This window comes from Streptococcus sp. 27098_8_76, from assembly GCF_041432315.1.
GTDB lineage: Bacteria > Bacillota > Bacilli > Lactobacillales > Streptococcaceae > Streptococcus.
Window position 1 is genome coordinate 14175 of the sequence record NZ_JAPVZI010000010.1, and the last position, 17093, is coordinate 31267.

A 17093-nucleotide genomic window follows, 5' to 3' on the forward strand; every position below is an offset into this window, starting at 1 on the left:
GAGTTTATCACTTCGTCTCGGTTTTTGTGTATTTTTGAAGTAACAAAGCCACCACTCCCCAGCAATGCAAGTGCAAAATCCCCTAGAATGTGATAAAATAAAAAGAGAACTCTATCAAGGAGGAAAACATGGAAAAACAAACCATCGCCGTCTTGGGGCCTGGTTCTTGGGGAACTGCCCTTTCACAAGTCTTAAATGACAATGGACACGAGGTACGTATTTGGGGAAATCTTCCCGAGCAAATTAATGAAATTAATACCTATCATACTAACAAGCACTACTTTAAAGATGTCGTTCTAGATGAAAATATCATTGCCTACACCGACTTAGCGGAAGCATTGAAGGATGTAGATGCGATTTTGTTTGTTGTCCCAACAAAAGTGACACGACTTGTTGCCCAACAAGTTGCAAAAACCTTGGATCATAAGGCTATCATCATGCACGCATCAAAGGGATTAGAACCTGATAGCCATAAACGATTATCAACCATTCTTGAAGAAGAAATTCCTGAACAGCTCCGTAGTGATATCATCGTTGTCTCAGGGCCTAGCCATGCAGAAGAGACCATTGTACGTGATCTGACTTTAATCACTGCTGCTTCTAAAGATTTACAAACAGCTCAATACGTTCAAGAACTCTTTAGTAATCACTACTTCCGACTTTATACCAATACGGATGTTATTGGAGTTGAAACTGCTGGTGCTCTTAAAAATATTATTGCTGTCGGTGCTGGAGCTTTACATGGTTTGGGATTTGGTGACAATGCTAAGGCAGCCATCATCGCTCGAGGCTTGGCAGAAATTACCCGCTTAGGAGTAGCACTCGGTGCCAGTCCATTGACCTATAGTGGCTTATCTGGTGTGGGAGATTTGATCGTAACGGGAACTTCCATCCACTCTCGTAACTGGAGAGCTGGAGATGCCCTTGGTCGTGGAGAGTCTCTAGCTGATATCGAAGCCAATATGGGCATGGTAATTGAAGGAATTTCAACAACTCGAGCAGCCTATGAACTAGCGCAAGAACTTGGAGTCTATATGCCCATTACACAGGCCATTTACCAAGTTATTTACCACGGAACCAATATTAAAGATGCCATTTATGACATCATGAACAATGAATTTAAAGCAGAAAATGAGTGGTCTTGACCCTCTAAAGAAAGGATTTTTATGACATCAAAAGTTAGAAAGGCAGTCATCCCTGCCGCTGGACTTGGAACTCGATTTTTACCAGCAACCAAGGCCCTTGCTAAAGAAATGTTGCCAATTGTAGACAAACCAACTATCCAATTTATCGTCGAAGAAGCTCTCAAATCAGGTATTGAAGATATTCTGGTTGTCACTGGTAAATCAAAGCGTTCTATTGAAGACCACTTTGACTCAAACTTTGAGCTTGAATACAACCTTAAGGAAAAAGGCAAAACGGATTTGTTAAAATTGGTAGATGAAGCAACTGGTATGCGCCTCCATTTCATTCGCCAAACTCACCCTCGCGGTCTTGGAGACGCTGTCCTACAAGCCAAAGCTTTTGTAGGGAATGAGCCCTTCGTTGTTATGCTGGGTGATGACCTTATGGACATCACAAATGAGAATGCCGTTCCTTTGACAAAACAACTGATGAATGATTACGAAAAGACACACGCATCAACCATTGCTGTCATGCCTGTACCACACGAAGACGTTTCATCATACGGGGTTATCGCTCCTCAGGGTGAAGGAAGTAATGGACTCTATAGCGTTGAAACTTTCGTTGAAAAACCAGCTCCCGAAGATGCACCAAGTGATTTGGCAATCATCGGTCGCTATCTACTCACACCTGAGATTTTTGATATCTTAGAAAATCAAACTCCTGGCGCTGGAAATGAAATCCAACTTACTGATGCAATCGATACTCTCAATAAAACACAGCGTGTTTTTGCCCGTGAATTTACAGGAGCTCGTTATGACGTTGGGGATAAGTTTGGCTTTATGAAAACATCTATTGACTACGCCCTCAAGCACCCACAAGTCAAAGATGCCTTGAAAAATTACCTCATCCAACTTGGAAAAGAATTGGCTGAGAAGGAATAACATAAAAAGATAAGGTTCGAAAAATTCCTTATCTTTTTTCATTACACAAATTGTCTTCCAACTTCTTCACATTCCCATTCCCTTGTAGAAAAGCAAGACTGCAAGTCCTACGAACAACACTAACGCTACCAGTCTCTGACTAGCGCTATACATCCGTCTTTCTCCTCTAACTGGAAAGATAACTGCTAGAAATGCTCCACCAACTGCACCTCCGATATGACCTGCTAGACTAATTCCTGGAATCAGAATACTTCCAATAATGTTAACCACAAAAAGTGTCAGATAAGATTGCCCTAGCTGTTGGATATAAGGATTGCGAGTTGCATAGCGAAGAACAATAATTGCAGCAAATAGCCCATAGAGAGAGGTAGAGGCGCCTGCTGCTAATGATTTGGGACTAAATACAAAAACAAAGAGATTGCCCATCATTCCTGATAAGAGATAGAGAAAGAAAAACTGCTTAGAACCGAAAATCTCCTCTACTTGCCTACCAAGATAATAGAGCGAAAGCATATTAACAATGAAATGCTCCCACCCAATATGAACAAAAATGGCAGAGAAGAGACGCCAAACCTGCTCAGGAAAGAGACGAATGACAGGCCCGTACATGGCTCCAAATCGAAATAAGGTATCCGCCCTGTCAAAGTTTCCACCTGTAGTCACCAACATTAGTAGAAATACTAAGGCCGTCACTAAGAGGAAGAAACTCGTCACAGGGTAACGTCTATCAAAGATTTCCTTCATCAATTAATACCTCCTGAACAGGAATATCATGATTTTCAGGGCTAAAGTCCTGAATTTGACAAGGATAGATCGTACTCAAAGTATGACCAGAAAAATATTCCAAATAGCGGTCATAATAACCTCCACCGTAGCCAATCCGATATCCCTTTGTCGTAAAAGCCAAGCCAGGAACATGAATCAAATCAATCTGAGAGGCATCTACCACTTCCAAATCTCCCTGTGGCTCCAGTAAGCCAAAGGAAGTTTTTACCAACTGCTGCGGATCATAGACCACAAAGTCCATGCGCCCCTTGGGATAAGTTTTAGGTATCAGAACCTTCTTGCCATCCTTCAGCGCCTGCTCAATCAGTTCCTGCGTTTGAAATTCATGAGGAAAAGAGAGATAGGTTGCGATGACCTTAGCTTCTTGATAAAAGGGATGGTGTAAAAGTCGTTCTGTTAAAGCTTGATCTATAAACTGTTTTTGCTCTCGAGTTAAAGCCTTCATTTCGTGCAAGACTTGCTTGCGTAATTCCGATTTCATAGACAAGCCCTCTACTCTGCTGCCTTCTTTTTCAGGAAACTAGAGACCGCATCCACCCCAATAGCTAATGCTTCTTCCTTAGGATTCATCTGAGGGTGATGAAGGGCATAGGGACTATCTATACCAAGCCAGAACATAACGCCATCAACTTTTGAAAGGAGATAACCAAAGTCTTCACCTGTCATAGCAGGCTCGATATCAATCAACTCGATTCCGTCTTTCTCTTCAAAGAAGTTCATCAGTTCACGCGCCAAGGCTGGATTGTTCTCAACAGGTAGGTATCCACCTTGTTTGAGTTCCACTTCGACTTCCATATCAAAGGCTGCTGCAACTCCTTCTGCAACTGTTTTGACCCTTTTTTGCACCAAGAGACTCATGTCCTGTGTCAAGGCCCGAATAGTTCCATGCAAAAAGGCTGTGTCTGTGATGACATTGTTGGTTGTCCCTGCTTGAAAAACTCCAAAGGTCACCACTGCTCCCTCGATTGGATTGACATTGCGGCTAACCACTGACTGTACTTGGGTCACAAAGTAACTAGCAGCCACCAAGGCGTCATTGGCTTCATGTGGAAAGGCTGCGTGTCCGCCTTTTCCTTTGAAACGGATCTTCACCTCGCAAGTTCCTGCAAAGAGTGTATGAGTATTGGTCGCAATCTGTCCAACCTTCAGATCTGGTCGAACATGGAGGCCATAAAACTGGTCTGGCAACCAGTCTCCAAAAGCACCATCCTCATACATGAGCATACCACCAGCTTCATTTTCTTCAGCAGGCTGAAACAGAAAGAGCAGGTTATTCTTTGGTTGCTCTTCAAGGGCTCGCTCAAGACAGCCCAAAGCAATAGTCATATGAAAATCATGGCCACAAGCATGCATGCGACCTTGGTGTTGGGAAGCGAAAGGAAGGCCTGTTTGTTCGACGATAGGAAGACCATCAATATCTGTCCGCCAACCAATGGTCCGCTCTGACTGACTTCCCTGCAAATAGACCAAAATACCTGTCCGCCAAGTACGAACTTGAACAAACTCCTTGCCCGCAGTCAATTTCTCAATCACATCCAGCAAATAAGCATGAGTCTTGAACTCCTCCAAGCCAATCTCTGGAATCTGGTGCAAATCTCGTCTAATCTGAATCAAATCTAACATCTATCTATCCTCCTATATAGCAGAAAGAGGCTGGAAGAAGGGTTCCGCCTCTTTATTACTTTTACAATTATAAGGTACGAAGCGCATCCTCTAGCGCTGTTTTTTGTTGGGTTTGGGCATCAATCTCTTTGATGATACGAGCTGGAACACCTGCTACCACCACGTTTTCTGGGACATCTTGGGTAACAATAGCTCCTGCTGCGACAACTGAACCACTACCGATTTGGACCCCTTCGATAACCACTGCATTAGCGCCGATAAGAACATTATCTCCAACACGGACTGGTTCTGCGCTAGCTGGCTCAATCACACCTGCAAGAACCGCACCTGCACCAACGTGACTGTTTTTCCCAACGATAGCACGGCCACCAAGGATAGCACCCATGTCAATCATGGTTCCTGCACCAATTTCAGCACCGATATTGATAACGGCTCCCATCATGATAACAGCATTGTCACCAATTTCAACCTGATCACGGATAATAGCACCTGGCTCGATACGAGCATTGATAGCACGTTTATCTAGCAAAGGAACTGCAGAATTACGAGCATCTTGCTCAACAACATAGTCTTGATTTTCTACCAAACCATCTAGAAGCGGAGCCACGTCCTTCCAGTCTCCGAATAGGACATTCCCTAGTTTGACAACAGATCCAGGTACAGCAGTTGCAAGTTGTCCTTCAAAGGTTACTTTAACACTGGTTTTCTTTTCAGCATTGGCGATAAATTGGATAATTTCTTGTGCGTTCATTTTTGTAGCAGTCATAGGCGCCTCCTAGTTCATTTTAATGATACCTATTCTACCAAAAAAGGCCTCAAATTTGAAGCCTTTTTGTTTGTTTTTAGGTATGATTTTTTAGGGATGTGAGATAAAACGTGCTGTCGGTAAAAGCAAGCCCCTACCGATACAACCTAAAAACAATCTTCACAACTATCTCCCCGTGTTTTATTGACTATTCTAGTATAGCACACTTTTAGAATTAAGAAAAGACTTTTTATCTACTTTCTTTCGCTTCTTCTATAGACAAAAATATCATAGGTAAAATAATCAAGGCCATCGCTAGAAGAAGGGACCAATCCACTACCAATCCTAAGAACAAAACACTCAAGAGAGCAGAAGAGAGAGGTTCACTGGCACTGATAACGGAAACCACCAAGGGAGAAACCAAGGACACCGCCTTCATGGAAATGAAAAAGGCAAAAGCCGTTCCAAAGAAAGCGATAATGAGGCAAATCAAGATACTCCAAATATCAAGAATAAAGGAAAGCTGATAAACCGGCGAGAGGACATTGCTAAATAAACCGGCCAAAATCATCCCCCACCCAACCGTAGGTACAAAACCATAGCGTTTCGCAAAAGGTTGGGGCAAGATAACATTAAACATAACCCCCATGGCACTCAGCAAACCTGTTATAAGGGCTAGTGGCGTCATGGATAGCTGAGAGAGATCGCCTTTTGTCGCCATCAAGCAAACACCCAGCATGGCAACCAAAACATAGAAAATAGCGCTTTTTGACGCTCGTTTTTGATAAACCAAGCGATTGTAAAAGAGGATAAAGACAGGACTGATAAACTGTAAAATAGTCGCTGTCGCTGCATTTGAGTATTCTACGCAGAGGTAGAAAAAATACTGGACTGAAAAAATCCCCAAAATAGCATAGGCTAAAAAGGGCAGGTAATTTTTCTTATCTCGCCAAATATCTAGCACTTGCGATTTTAATTGCACTGCAGACCAAATGAGCACAAAACTCCCTGCCAGTGTCAAACGCATAGAGGTAATCCAGCCCGAAGACACCTGATAATGAGTAAAGAAATACTCTCCTAAAATTCCACAGATTCCCCAGATTAAGCCGGATAGGAGCGAATAAATGGTTCCTTTAACAATCTTTTTCTGATACTGATTCATACCTTTATTGTAACACGAAAGGGAAAAAGAAAAAAGTGGCAATCCATTGATTAGCCACTTCATTTAGCACAGTTTATAGAATTATCGTCTCGCCCTTGAAGAAGAAGGTCGTGTAGTACTTGAGTTACTGCTATCGCTAGAACTACTACTTGAACTGCTGGAGCTTGATGAAGTTGGTAGACTCCCCACGATGCTAGACCAAGCATTCTGATAATCCGCATCACTTCCGCCAATAGCAAAATGATAGCTGGTCGTAGGAGCTCCTATCTTATTAGCCCAATAGCTGGTAACAGTCGAACCTGTGACCTCTACTTCTTTTCCTTCAACAGAAACCTTCCCTGGTTTTTGACCTGTTGATTTCAAGACTTCGGATTTTACGACACTAGGATCTAAAGCGAAGCGCTCGTTCCCCCAAATGCTTGGGGAGGCTTGCTGAATCGCATTTACCAGATGAGCCATGTAATTAGAGTTATTGGAATAACCTGCTCTACGTGACAATGAATGATTATCATCATGCCCAATCCAGCCACCTAGGGTTAATCTAGGTGTCGAAAGCATGAGCCACATATTTTCGTCTTGGTTGGTTGTACCAGTCTTCCCAATCCAATCTGCATTAGCCAGAGTAGGATTTAAAGAAGTCAGATTCGTCTTGAAGGTTGTTGTCACACGAGAGGATAGAACTTCTCGCAGCAAGCCCTGCATAATTGTCGCAGTAGCTTTTGAATAGACTTGAACCGGTTTATCCTGATGCTCATACACCACTCTACCATCTGCGGCTTCAATTTTAGAAATCACATGTTTTTTATGATATAGACCATTATTTGCTAGGGTCTGATAGCCATTAGTATGCTGGGCGACTGTGACTTCAATACCACCACCCATTGGCAAGCTCTCAATACCGTACTCAGGAATCTCGTAGCCCATCTTTTCCATATAACCCTTGACATCAACACCCTTTTCACGAAGCATGCGATAGGTCCAGTAAGCAGGGATATTCCATGAATAGTTCAGAGCTTCTCCCAAGGTCATCATTCCTGTTCCCTTACTATTAGCATACATAATCGGATTGCCATTAGCAAAGTTTGTTGGATAGTTAGAGAGAATCGTTTCACTTCCCATCAAGCCCTGGTCAATAGCAATACCGTAGGCCAGCAAGGGCTTGGTAGTAGAAGCTGGCGAACGTTTGGTATCAAAGGCATGATTATTTTGATTTTCTTGATAATTACGACCACCTACAAAGCCTAGAATAGCACCTGTTTGGTTGTCCATCAGGACATTCCCTACTTCTACACGACCTGTTCCATCGTCTAAAAGATAGCCATAGTCAGCAACCGCACTTTGCATGGCAGAATGAATTTTCTGGTCTATGGTAGTAGTAATTTTATAACCACCATTTTCAATTTCCTTGGCTGCCAAATCGCGATAAAACTTCTGGGTTGCCTCATTTTTCAACTCCTTAGCGGAGACATTGTCTCTCTGAGCTAGATAATCATACATACGTTCCTGAGCTTCTGCCAAGGCTGTAAAGTATAAATAGCCTCGTGACACACCTGTGACTGTAGCTGAAGGGAGAAAGTCCTGTTTAAGATTGTAATCCTTATATTGAGAATACTCGTCTTTGCTTAAGGCACCTGTACGATACATACTGTAAAGAACTGCCTTAGCCCGTCTCAAGCCTATTTCTAAGTCTTCATCACTCTTCAACTCTCCAGTATTTTCATAAGGGGAATAGGTAATGGGACTCTGTGGAAGTCCTGCTAAAAATGCTGCTTGAGGAACCGTCAACTGACTCGCATCTACACCGAAAATCCCCTCGGCTGCCTGCTGAGCTCCTGCAATATTCTGCCCCTTATTATTTCGGCCAAACGGAGCCACATTGAGATAGGTCGTTAAAATCTCGTCTTTATTCATGGCGCGTTCCAAGGCAAGAGCATCCACAATCTCTGTCGCCTTACGAGCCAAGGTCGGCGCATCCCCAACCACCTGCTGTTTAATCAGTTGCTGGGTCAAGGTTGAACCCCCACTTGAGGAACCCAAACCTACAAATTTCCCCAAGGTCGCACGAATCACCGCCTTGGGCACTACACCCTTATGTTCTTTAAAGTGTTCGTCTTCCGTCGCAATGATAGCCTTCTTCAGATTTTCCGAAATTTGCTCAGATGAGATAGAAGTGCGCAACAAATCACTCTCTATGGAAGCAATCACCGTCCCATCCGCATAGGTAATTTCTGAAATAGAAGAAATGTCCTTGACCTGATGTACCAATTCTTCTGTCTGAGGCACCCGTACCTTGTCAAACAAGGCCACCCCGTACCCCAAAGCAATCCCAGCTCCCAACATTCCTCCTAGAAAACCGAGCACAAAGAGTAAGTTAAATAAAGCCTTTATACTCAGTAAAATAGCTGGAAAAACGGCTGGCTTCTCTAAGGATTTAGATATTTGGACACTTGAGCCTTTCTTGCCAGGGCTAGCTGATTTTTTATTTTTTTGTTTTTGCTGGAAAAATTCCAGCATTTTTCGTTTTAATTCATTTAATTGATTTTGCATGGATTTCCTCACTCTATCTATTATACCACAAAAGGTAAACTTTCAATAAAATAGCCACTTTCTTCCCTATTCTGCTAGGCTATTGCCCAAGTTTGTGATACAATAGGTAGAAACAATAATTTTAAAAAGGAGAAAAGACACATGCACATTTTTGATGAGCTAAAAGAGCGTGGTTTGATTTTTCAAACGACTGATGAAGAAGCTTTGCGTAAAGCCCTAGAAGAAGGTCAAGTTTCTTATTATACTGGCTACGATCCAACTGCTGACAGCCTTCACCTAGGCCACCTTGTCGCAATCTTGACAAGTCGTCGCTTGCAGCTAGCAGGTCACAAACCTTATGCGCTCGTTGGCGGTGCTACAGGTCTCATCGGAGATCCGTCCTTCAAAGATGCTGAACGTAGTCTCCAAACAAAAGACACAGTAAATGGCTGGGTCAAGTCTATCCAAGGACAACTTTCTCGTTTTCTTGACTTTGAAAATGGCGAAAATAAAGCTGTCATGGTCAACAACTACGACTGGTTTGGCAGCATCAGCTTCATTGACTTCCTCCGTGATATCGGAAAATACTTCACTGTCAACTACATGATGAGTAAGGAATCTGTTAAAAAACGGATTGAAACAGGGATTTCTTACACTGAGTTTGCTTACCAAATCATGCAAGGTTACGACTTCTTCGTCCTTAACCAAGACCACAATGTAACGCTACAAATCGGTGGTTCTGACCAGTGGGGAAATATGACAGCTGGTACTGAATTGCTTCGTCGTAAGTCTGACAAGACTGGTCACGTTATCACTGTTCCATTGATCACAGATGCAACTGGTAAGAAATTTGGTAAATCTGAAGGAAACGCAGTCTGGCTCAATCCTGAAAAGACTTCTCCATACGAAATGTACCAATTCTGGATGAATGTTATGGACGCTGACGCTGTTCGCTTCTTGAAAATCTTTACTTTCTTGTCACTTGAGGAGATTGAAGACATCCGCAAACAGTTCGAAGCTGCTCCACACGAACGCTTGGCACAAAAAGTCTTGGCTCGTGAAGTCGTAACACTTGTTCACGGCGAAGAAGCCTACAAAGAAGCCCTCAACATCACTGAGCAACTCTTTGCAGGAAACATCAAAAACCTTTCTGTCAAAGAACTCAAACAAGGACTTCGTGGAGTGCCAAACTACCAAGTTCAAGCAGATGAAAACCACAATATCGTGGAACTGCTCGTTTCATCTGGTGTGGTTAACTCAAAACGCCAAGCCCGTGAAGATGTCCAAAATGGAGCTATTTACGTAAACGGTGACCGCATCCAAAACCTTGACTATGTCTTGAGTGACGCAGATAAGCTTGAGAACGAACTGACTGTTATCCGTCGTGGGAAGAAAAAATACTTTGTATTGACTTACTAAATTGTTCAACATTTACCTATAAACAAAGGAGTTAACCTCGATAAAGGTAACTCCTTTTTGCTGTGAATAGTTCCCACCTATCCATTAATAGACAGGCTACGCAGGACTATACGTAAGGTTGTTAGATTATGTAAGATAGAGAGATTTGAAGGACTGAGCCAATTAAACAAGCCAAAGCCAATCAAACTACTATTTACGACAACGGTATCTTGAATATTCTTCTTGATGAGTGTTTGCAAAGATGATGATAGCCAATCCAACTCTTGGAAGAAATCCAAGCGATTATCTAACAATAAGATATCGCTCATCTGCTTAGAAATGTCTGCACTCTCATTCATCACCACACCGATATCTGATAGGGTTAGAGCCGCTGAGTCGTTCAACCCATCCCCAACCATCAAAATAGTGTGACCTGCTTTCTGCAGTTCCTCTACTAACTCAAATTTCCCATCAGGTTTCAAGTCTGTATAGACCTGATCAAAGGGCAAATCTTTGACTAATTCCTCTGTTCTAACCAAGGTGTCCCCTGTTGCCAGAATCAATTTTTTCCCTTGTGCCTTAAGTTTCTCCAAGGCTGCTTTTGCTTCTTTTCTCAAAGGAGTATGGATGCAGAACATTCCAATCAATTCATTCTGATAAGCCAAGAACAAGAGATTGTAGTGACTCTTGTACTCTTCAATTAAAGCATGTTGCTCTGAACTGATATGAATTTGCTCATCCTGCATCAAAACATAATTCCCAATAAGAACTGGTTCCCCATCTATATGAGATTTGATCCCCTTGCTTGCAATATATTGGAGTTTCCCATGCATTTCCTCATGTTCAATCCCCTCTATCTCAGCTTGCTTGACGATGGCATTAGCAATAGGATGATAAATGTGTTCCTCAAGACAGGCACTGATTCTGAGAATATCTTCCTCACTATAGTCCCCAAAAGGTAACACCTTTTCAACTATAGGATAACTAGTTGTGATTGTTCCCGTCTTATCAAACAAGAAAGTATCAACTTCCAGATATTTCTCCAGAACATCTCCATCCTTAATCACCATTTCACGGTTCAACCCCTCCTTGATAGCTGTCAAATAAGCTACAGGAGTAGAGATTTTCAAAGCGCAGGAGAAATCGACTAATAGGAAAGAGATAGCCTTAGAAAAAGAACCTGTTAATAGGTAAGTCAGCCCAGCACCCAAGAAATTATATTTGACGACCTTGTCCGCCATCTTGATGAAATAGCGTTGTTTCGTTTTCTTGTTTTCTTCAGATTTCTTCATCAACTCAATCAGTTGTAAAACCCGGCTGTTCATCTGATTATCGGTTACACGAATGCGCAACTCTCCAGTTTCTAATACTGTATTTGCACAAACCAAATCAGACTCTCTTTTTTCAACTGGAAAACTCTCTCCCGTCAAGGAACTTTCGTTGACCATACCTAAACCTGAAACTACTTGTCCATCAAACAAAATTTCATTTCCTTGAGATAGGACCAAGACATCTCCTATTTGAACATCGGAACTCTTGATACTAACGACCGTATCGCCCTGTACTAGAAATACATCGCTCTCTTTTGCAAGAAGACTCTGTTCTAAATCTGTTGCAGTTTTTTTCAAGGACCACTGATCTAAATGATTCCCCAAATCAAGCATAAACATGATATTGCTAGCCGTCTTGGATTGGTTCATAAACAAGGACAATAAAATCGCCGAACAGTCCAAGACTTCCATTGTTAGTTCCTTACGCGCCAGTGTTTGATAGGCTTCTCTAACATAACCCAAAGCCTGATAACAAGTCCATATATAGCGAATAGGATACGGCACAAAACTACGAAAAAGTACACGCTTAATCGCTGCACCTGAAACAATAGAATAAGCACTCTCTTCTCTACGAATGGGAAGAGTCATCAACTCAGAAACTTTCCCTTTATCAATTCTTTTTAAAAAGGCTTCTGCATTATCTAATACAGAAAAGCCTTCTTTTATGCGTAGAGTAAAGTGCTGTTGATCCATGTAGAACTGGATAGACTCAACTCCCTTTTCATCTCTCGCCAAGGAACGAAGATAGTCTTGAATATCCAAGGTGAGTGAAAAAGAAGATGATAGTCGGATATGTTGGTATCCTCTATGTAGCACTTTAAAAGACATATTATTCTCCTATAAGGCTATCTAATTGCTCTTCTTTTTTCTCTTGCTCGTACAAATATTTGGCATCTTGCAAGACATCGTCTCCATGTTGTTTCACAACAGAAACAGATGCATCTAGCTCGTCTTTCAACTTGTAAGCCTTAGCCAAAGCTTTAGAATAACCTTTTTTAGCTTCCTTACTTGCTAAGATTTTCAAACCAAGGGTACCAAATGCGACACCACCCAAAAATAATGAAGATTTTTTCGCAACTTTTGCGACGCTTAATACTTCTTTTAACATACTTATTTCCTCCTTATCATTATTATATAGCAATTTAGATATAAAAGCAATTCCATTTTATAAATTGGAGAATTATACTCAATAAAAATCAAAGAGCAAACTAGGAAACTAGCCGCAGGTTGCTCAAAGCACTGCTTTGAGGTTGTAGATAGAACTGACGAAGTCAGTAACCATACCTACGGCAAGGCGACGTTGACGTGGTTTGAATTTGATTTTCGAAGAGTATTAGTTTTATTTCTACTGAATCTCCCATCTACTTACTCCTAAAGTTGCTTTCATTTGCCTCTTTTGATACACTTAAACTATGAATACAAATCTCAAACCCAAACTTCAGCGTTTTGCTTCTGCGACTGCCTTTGCCTGTCCTATCTGTCAAGAAAATCTGACTCTGGTAGAGAGCAGTCTCAAATGCTGTAATCGTCATTCTTTTGACTTAGCTAAATTCGGCTATGTCAATCTAGCCCCTCAAATTAAGCAATCTGCCAACTACGACAAGGAAAATTTTCAAAACCGCCAACAAATCCTAGAAGCCGGCTTTTACCAAGCTATCTTAGAGGCCATCTCTGATTTACTTTCAAACTCAAAAAATGCCAAAACAATTTTAGATATTGGCTGTGGCGAAGGATTCTATTCTCGAAAACTCCAAGAAAGTCACTCTGAAAAAACTTTCTATGCCTTTGACATCTCCAAAGATTCTGTCCAAATCGCTGCCAAGAGCGAACCCAACTGGGCAGTAAATTGGTTCGTTGGTGACTTAGCTCGTCTTCCTATAAAAGACGCCAGCATGGATATCTTACTTGATATCTTTTCCCCTGCCAATTATGGAGAATTTCGTCGCGTTTTATCCAAAGACGGCATCTTGATCAAGGTCATCCCAACCGAAAATCACCTCAAGGAAATCCGTCAGAAGGTACAAGACCAGCTGACAAACAAAGACTATTCCAACCAAGATATTAAAAATCATTTCCAAGAACACTTTACCATCCTATCTAGCCAAACGGCCTCTCTGACTAAGACTATCACAGCAGAGCAGCTCCAAGCCCTACTCAGTATGACGCCTCTCCTCTTTCACATCGACCAGAGCAAGATTGACTGGAGCCAACTGACAGAGATTACCATCGAAGCGGAGATCCTTGTTGGGAAAGCATTCTAAACGAGACTTCGCAAAGGTAGAAAACTTACTGAAAATCCTCAATATTACAAAAACGCATAAGAACAGGTGCTCACAAAAACCTTAATCTTATGCGTTTTGTTATAGTTTCCATACACATTAAGGGGAATTAGTTGAAATCAGTTCTCTTAATAACCATTGAATACCATATAGTACATTTACTCCAAATATGATATAGGCCGTATAAATCAAGTATTTCGATTTCTCCCGTCTCAAAGAATAAATCTTGTACAAAATAAATAAATTTAAAGCAATAAATAATAGAGACAAAATCTTTCCTCCAAAATCAATCTTAAAAGTAGGCAGTCAGGCATATACCTCATATTTATTTTCGATTCGAAATAACAAACTTATCAATAAATAGCAAGTGAAATAAGGCAAGTACAAATCCCCAGAAACTACCACGAAAAGAAATTTCTTGATGATTGAGAGGAAACAAATCATGGTTACCTATATAGAGGCAGGTCAAAATAACAAATAAAATCCAAAATAAACCCTACATTCTTAAAATAACTTAGTACATAAATGACAATGCTGCCACCGCCGTCAATATTGCAAGAACTATTTTCCAAATTTTTTTATTTTTTCCAAAAATCTTATCAGGTAACAAGCTTATTACAAGAAAGGTAATAAACAACACCAATTTTGTATATATCATAAAAACACCTTCTTTCCTACAATCATATTATAATACTTTATGTAAGCGAATACAAGGAATATGAGGTAATCAACTACAAAGAAACATGAGGTTGAAAGAGAGTAAAAGCAGTATTTCTAAGCTTTAACTGTATCTATGATTTCTATCTTTTTAAGACAAGATTGACCCAAATCTACAGCTTTCAAAAAAAAAGCGAATTTCAATCGAAATTCGCTTTTTACAAATCTTATTAGTATAAATTTGTAGCTTAGTTCAAGTGCCAGATATCTTCGTTATACTGAGCGATTGTACGGTCAGATGAGAAGAATCCTGCTTTAGAAATGTTAACGATGACTTTATCCAACCATGCGTCACGGTCTTCGTAGTCAGCCAACATTTGCTCTTTGACTTTGATGTAGTCTTCCAAGTCAAGAAGAGTCATGAACCAGTCTTTGTTGATCAATTCATTGTAAAGACGTTCCAAGCGCTCTTTGTTTCCAGCTGCAAGAACTGCATCGCTAACGATGAAGTCAACCAATGGTTTGATAGCTTCACGAGCGTAGAATTCGCTTGATTTGTAAGCTGCTTTTGCGTAAAGGTCGATAACAGTTTCTGAATCTTCACCAAAGATGTAGATGTTTTCATTGCCAACCAACTCAGCGATTTCCACGTTAGCACCGTCCATAGTACCAAGAGTCAAAGCTCCGTTCAACATGAATTTCATGTTACCAGTACCTGAAGCTTCTTTAGAAGCAAGTGAGATTTGTTCTGAGATATCACATGCTGGGATAAGGAAGCTTGCTGCAGTAACGTTGTAGTTTTCAACCATAACTACTTGCAAGTGTGGAGCTACTGCTGGATCGTTAGCAATAACTTCTGACATGCAAAGGATCAAGTGAATAATGTCTTGAGCGATTGTGTAGGCTGGAGCTGCTTTACCACCAAAGAAGATTGTGATTGGACGAGCAGGGATGTTACCAGCTTTGATGTCAAGGTATTTGTGGATTACGTACAAAGCGTTCATTTGTTGGCGTTTGTACTCGTGAAGACGTTTGATTTGGATATCAAAGATAGAGTTTGGATTGATTTCCACACCTTGGTGTTCTTTCAAGTGACGAGCCAATTTACGTTTGTTGTGAGCCTTGATGCTTTCCAATTTTTCTTTGACAGCTGCTTTGTCTTCATAAGACAAGAGTTTTTCAAGCTCATCTGCTTCATGGTGCCAACCTTCTCCAAGAATCTCATCCAAGTAGTGAGACAATCTTGGGTTAGCATGCATGAGCCAACGACGGAAAGTGATACCGTTTGTTTTGTTGTTGAATTTTTCTGGGTAAAGGTCGTAGAAGGCTTTCAACTCAGAATTTTTCAAGATTTCAGTGTGAAGTGCTGCAACCCCGTTAACGCTGTATCCGTAGTGGATATCCATGTGAGCCATGTGAACACGTCCGTTCTCATCGATAATTTGAACAGCTGGATCTTTGTATTCTGCTTTCACGCGACGGTCCAATTCTTCGATGATTGGTACCAAGTGAGGAACCACTTCTTGCAAGAATTCAAGAGGCCATTTTTCAAGAGCTTCAGCAAGGATTGTGTGGTTAGTGTAGGCAGTCATGCTACGAACGATTGAGATTGCTTCGTCAAGCTCGATACCACGTGCAGTCAAAAGACGAATCAATTCAGGGATAACCATTGATGGGTGAGTGTCGTTGATTTGTACAACTGCGTAGTCAGCAAGGTCATGCAAGTTGCTTCCTTTTTCGATTGCTTCGTCGATGATCAATTGCGCACCGTTTGAAACCATGAAGTATTGTTGGAAGATACGGAGCAATTCACCTTGACGGTCACTATCATCTGGGTAAAGGAAGAGAGTCAAGTTGCGAGCGATATCTGTCTTGTCAAAGTTGATACCATCTTTAATAATAGAAGAATCAACTGAATCCAAGTCAAACAAACGCAAGCGGTTTTTAGTTGCTGTTTCATAACCAGTAACATCAATATCATAAAGAGTTGATGTCAAAGTAAAGTCTGCAAATGGCACTTGGTAGCTACGGCTTGAGCGAACCAACCAGTTTTGCTCTGTCAACCATGCATTTGGAATTGTTTCTTGTTGATTGTTTTTAAGAACTTGTTGGAAAAGACCAAAGTGGTAGTTAAGACCAACACCGTCACCGTTCAAACCAAGAGTCGCAATTGAGTCGATAAAGCAGGCAGCCAAACGTCCCAAACCACCATTACCAAGAGATGGTTCCAATTCAACTTCTTCAACTTCGATCAAGTCTTTACCTGCAGCAGCAAGTTCTTTTTTAACATCGTCGTAAAGACCAAGGTTAATCAAGTTGTTTGACAAAAGTTTACCAATCAAGAACTCAGCTGAGATGTAGTAAACTTTCTTTTTACCAGTGTTGACTGGTTTTTGGCTGCTTGCAAGCTTGCTGTAGTTAAGAAGAGCAAGGTAAAGCTCTTCATTGCTACATTCTGCAATGGTTTTATTGTAACGATTTTGTACAAATTCTTTTAGTGATAACATGTTTAAGGTGTCT

Annotated in this window: 13 protein-coding genes; 4 read left to right on the forward strand and 9 right to left on the reverse strand. The window is 41.2% G+C overall.

Translation table 11 applies throughout. The features are described from left to right. Positions 1 to 128 precede the first annotated feature (128 nt). Both O3636_RS07840 and galU read left to right on the forward strand, forming a co-directional pair. Positions 129 to 1145: an NAD(P)H-dependent glycerol-3-phosphate dehydrogenase gene (locus O3636_RS07840; protein WP_371642504.1), complete on the forward strand. Its 1017-nt coding sequence runs from the start codon at positions 129 to 131 to the stop codon at positions 1143 to 1145. Between the two features lie 21 nt (positions 1146 to 1166). Beyond that, on the forward strand, positions 1167 to 2066 hold the full coding sequence (gene galU, locus O3636_RS07845) for a UTP--glucose-1-phosphate uridylyltransferase GalU (RefSeq protein ID WP_219967261.1): 900 nt from the start codon (positions 1167 to 1169) through the stop codon (positions 2064 to 2066). A 66-nt stretch (positions 2067 to 2132) separates the two neighbouring features. On the opposite strand, the gene O3636_RS07850 is transcribed toward galU, so the two are convergent. The 6 genes from O3636_RS07850 to pbp1b all read right to left on the reverse strand — a co-directional run bounded on the left by O3636_RS07850 (position 2133) and on the right by pbp1b (position 8929). Beyond that, a complete protein-coding gene (locus O3636_RS07850; protein ID WP_371642507.1) occupies positions 2133 to 2810 on the reverse strand; it encodes a rhomboid family intramembrane serine protease in 678 nt (225 codons plus the stop codon). After that, the gene (locus O3636_RS07855; RefSeq protein ID WP_371642508.1) at positions 2794 to 3333 is read right to left on the reverse strand and encodes a 5-formyltetrahydrofolate cyclo-ligase; all 540 of its coding nucleotides are present in this window, start codon (positions 3331 to 3333) and stop codon (positions 2794 to 2796) included. Before O3636_RS07855 ends, O3636_RS07850 begins: the two co-directional genes overlap by 17 nt. A gap of 11 nt (positions 3334 to 3344) precedes the next feature. After that, positions 3345 to 4475, reverse strand: coding sequence for an N-acetyldiaminopimelate deacetylase (locus O3636_RS07860; protein ID WP_224218517.1), 1131 nt, complete (start codon positions 4473 to 4475; stop codon positions 3345 to 3347). 67 nt (positions 4476 to 4542) lie between these two features. Continuing rightward, complete coding sequence (dapD, locus tag O3636_RS07865) at positions 4543 to 5241, reverse strand: 2,3,4,5-tetrahydropyridine-2,6-dicarboxylate N-acetyltransferase (RefSeq protein WP_049515894.1); 699 nt, start codon at positions 5239 to 5241, stop codon at positions 4543 to 4545. 229 nt (positions 5242 to 5470) lie between these two features. Continuing rightward, entirely contained in the window at positions 5471 to 6382 is a 912-nt protein-coding gene (locus O3636_RS07870; RefSeq protein WP_371642511.1) for a DMT family transporter, read from the reverse strand. An 81-nt stretch (positions 6383 to 6463) separates the two neighbouring features. Continuing rightward, a complete protein-coding gene (gene pbp1b, locus O3636_RS07875; RefSeq protein ID WP_371642513.1) occupies positions 6464 to 8929 on the reverse strand; it encodes a penicillin-binding protein PBP1B in 2466 nt (821 codons plus the stop codon). A gap of 141 nt (positions 8930 to 9070) precedes the next feature. On the opposite strand from pbp1b, the gene tyrS reads away from it, so the two are divergent. Next, positions 9071 to 10327: a tyrosine--tRNA ligase gene (gene tyrS, locus O3636_RS07880; RefSeq protein WP_371642516.1), complete on the forward strand. Its 1257-nt coding sequence runs from the start codon at positions 9071 to 9073 to the stop codon at positions 10325 to 10327. Positions 10328 to 10404: 77 nt separating this feature from the next. Here tyrS and O3636_RS07885 read toward each other — a convergent pair whose 3' ends face one another. Next, positions 10405 to 12465, reverse strand: a complete 2061-nt coding sequence (locus O3636_RS07885; RefSeq protein ID WP_371642518.1) for a heavy metal translocating P-type ATPase — start codon at positions 12463 to 12465, stop codon at positions 10405 to 10407. A 1-nt stretch (position 12466) separates the two neighbouring features. After that, complete coding sequence (locus O3636_RS07890; protein WP_000910903.1) at positions 12467 to 12745, reverse strand: DUF6110 family protein; 279 nt, start codon at positions 12743 to 12745, stop codon at positions 12467 to 12469. Between the two features lie 304 nt (positions 12746 to 13049). Between O3636_RS07890 and O3636_RS07895 the strand changes: the two genes are divergently transcribed. Beyond that, the gene (locus O3636_RS07895) at positions 13050 to 13898 is read left to right on the forward strand and encodes a putative RNA methyltransferase (RefSeq protein ID WP_371642520.1); all 849 of its coding nucleotides are present in this window, start codon (positions 13050 to 13052) and stop codon (positions 13896 to 13898) included. Positions 13899 to 14821: 923 nt separating this feature from the next. Here the strand turns inward: O3636_RS07895 and glgP are convergent. Next, positions 14822 to 17080 carry a glycogen/starch/alpha-glucan family phosphorylase gene (gene glgP, locus O3636_RS07900; RefSeq protein ID WP_371642522.1) on the reverse strand — a complete coding sequence of 753 codons (2259 nt, stop codon included), beginning with the start codon at positions 17078 to 17080 and terminating at the stop codon, positions 14822 to 14824. Between the last annotated feature and the right edge of the window lie 13 nt (positions 17081 to 17093).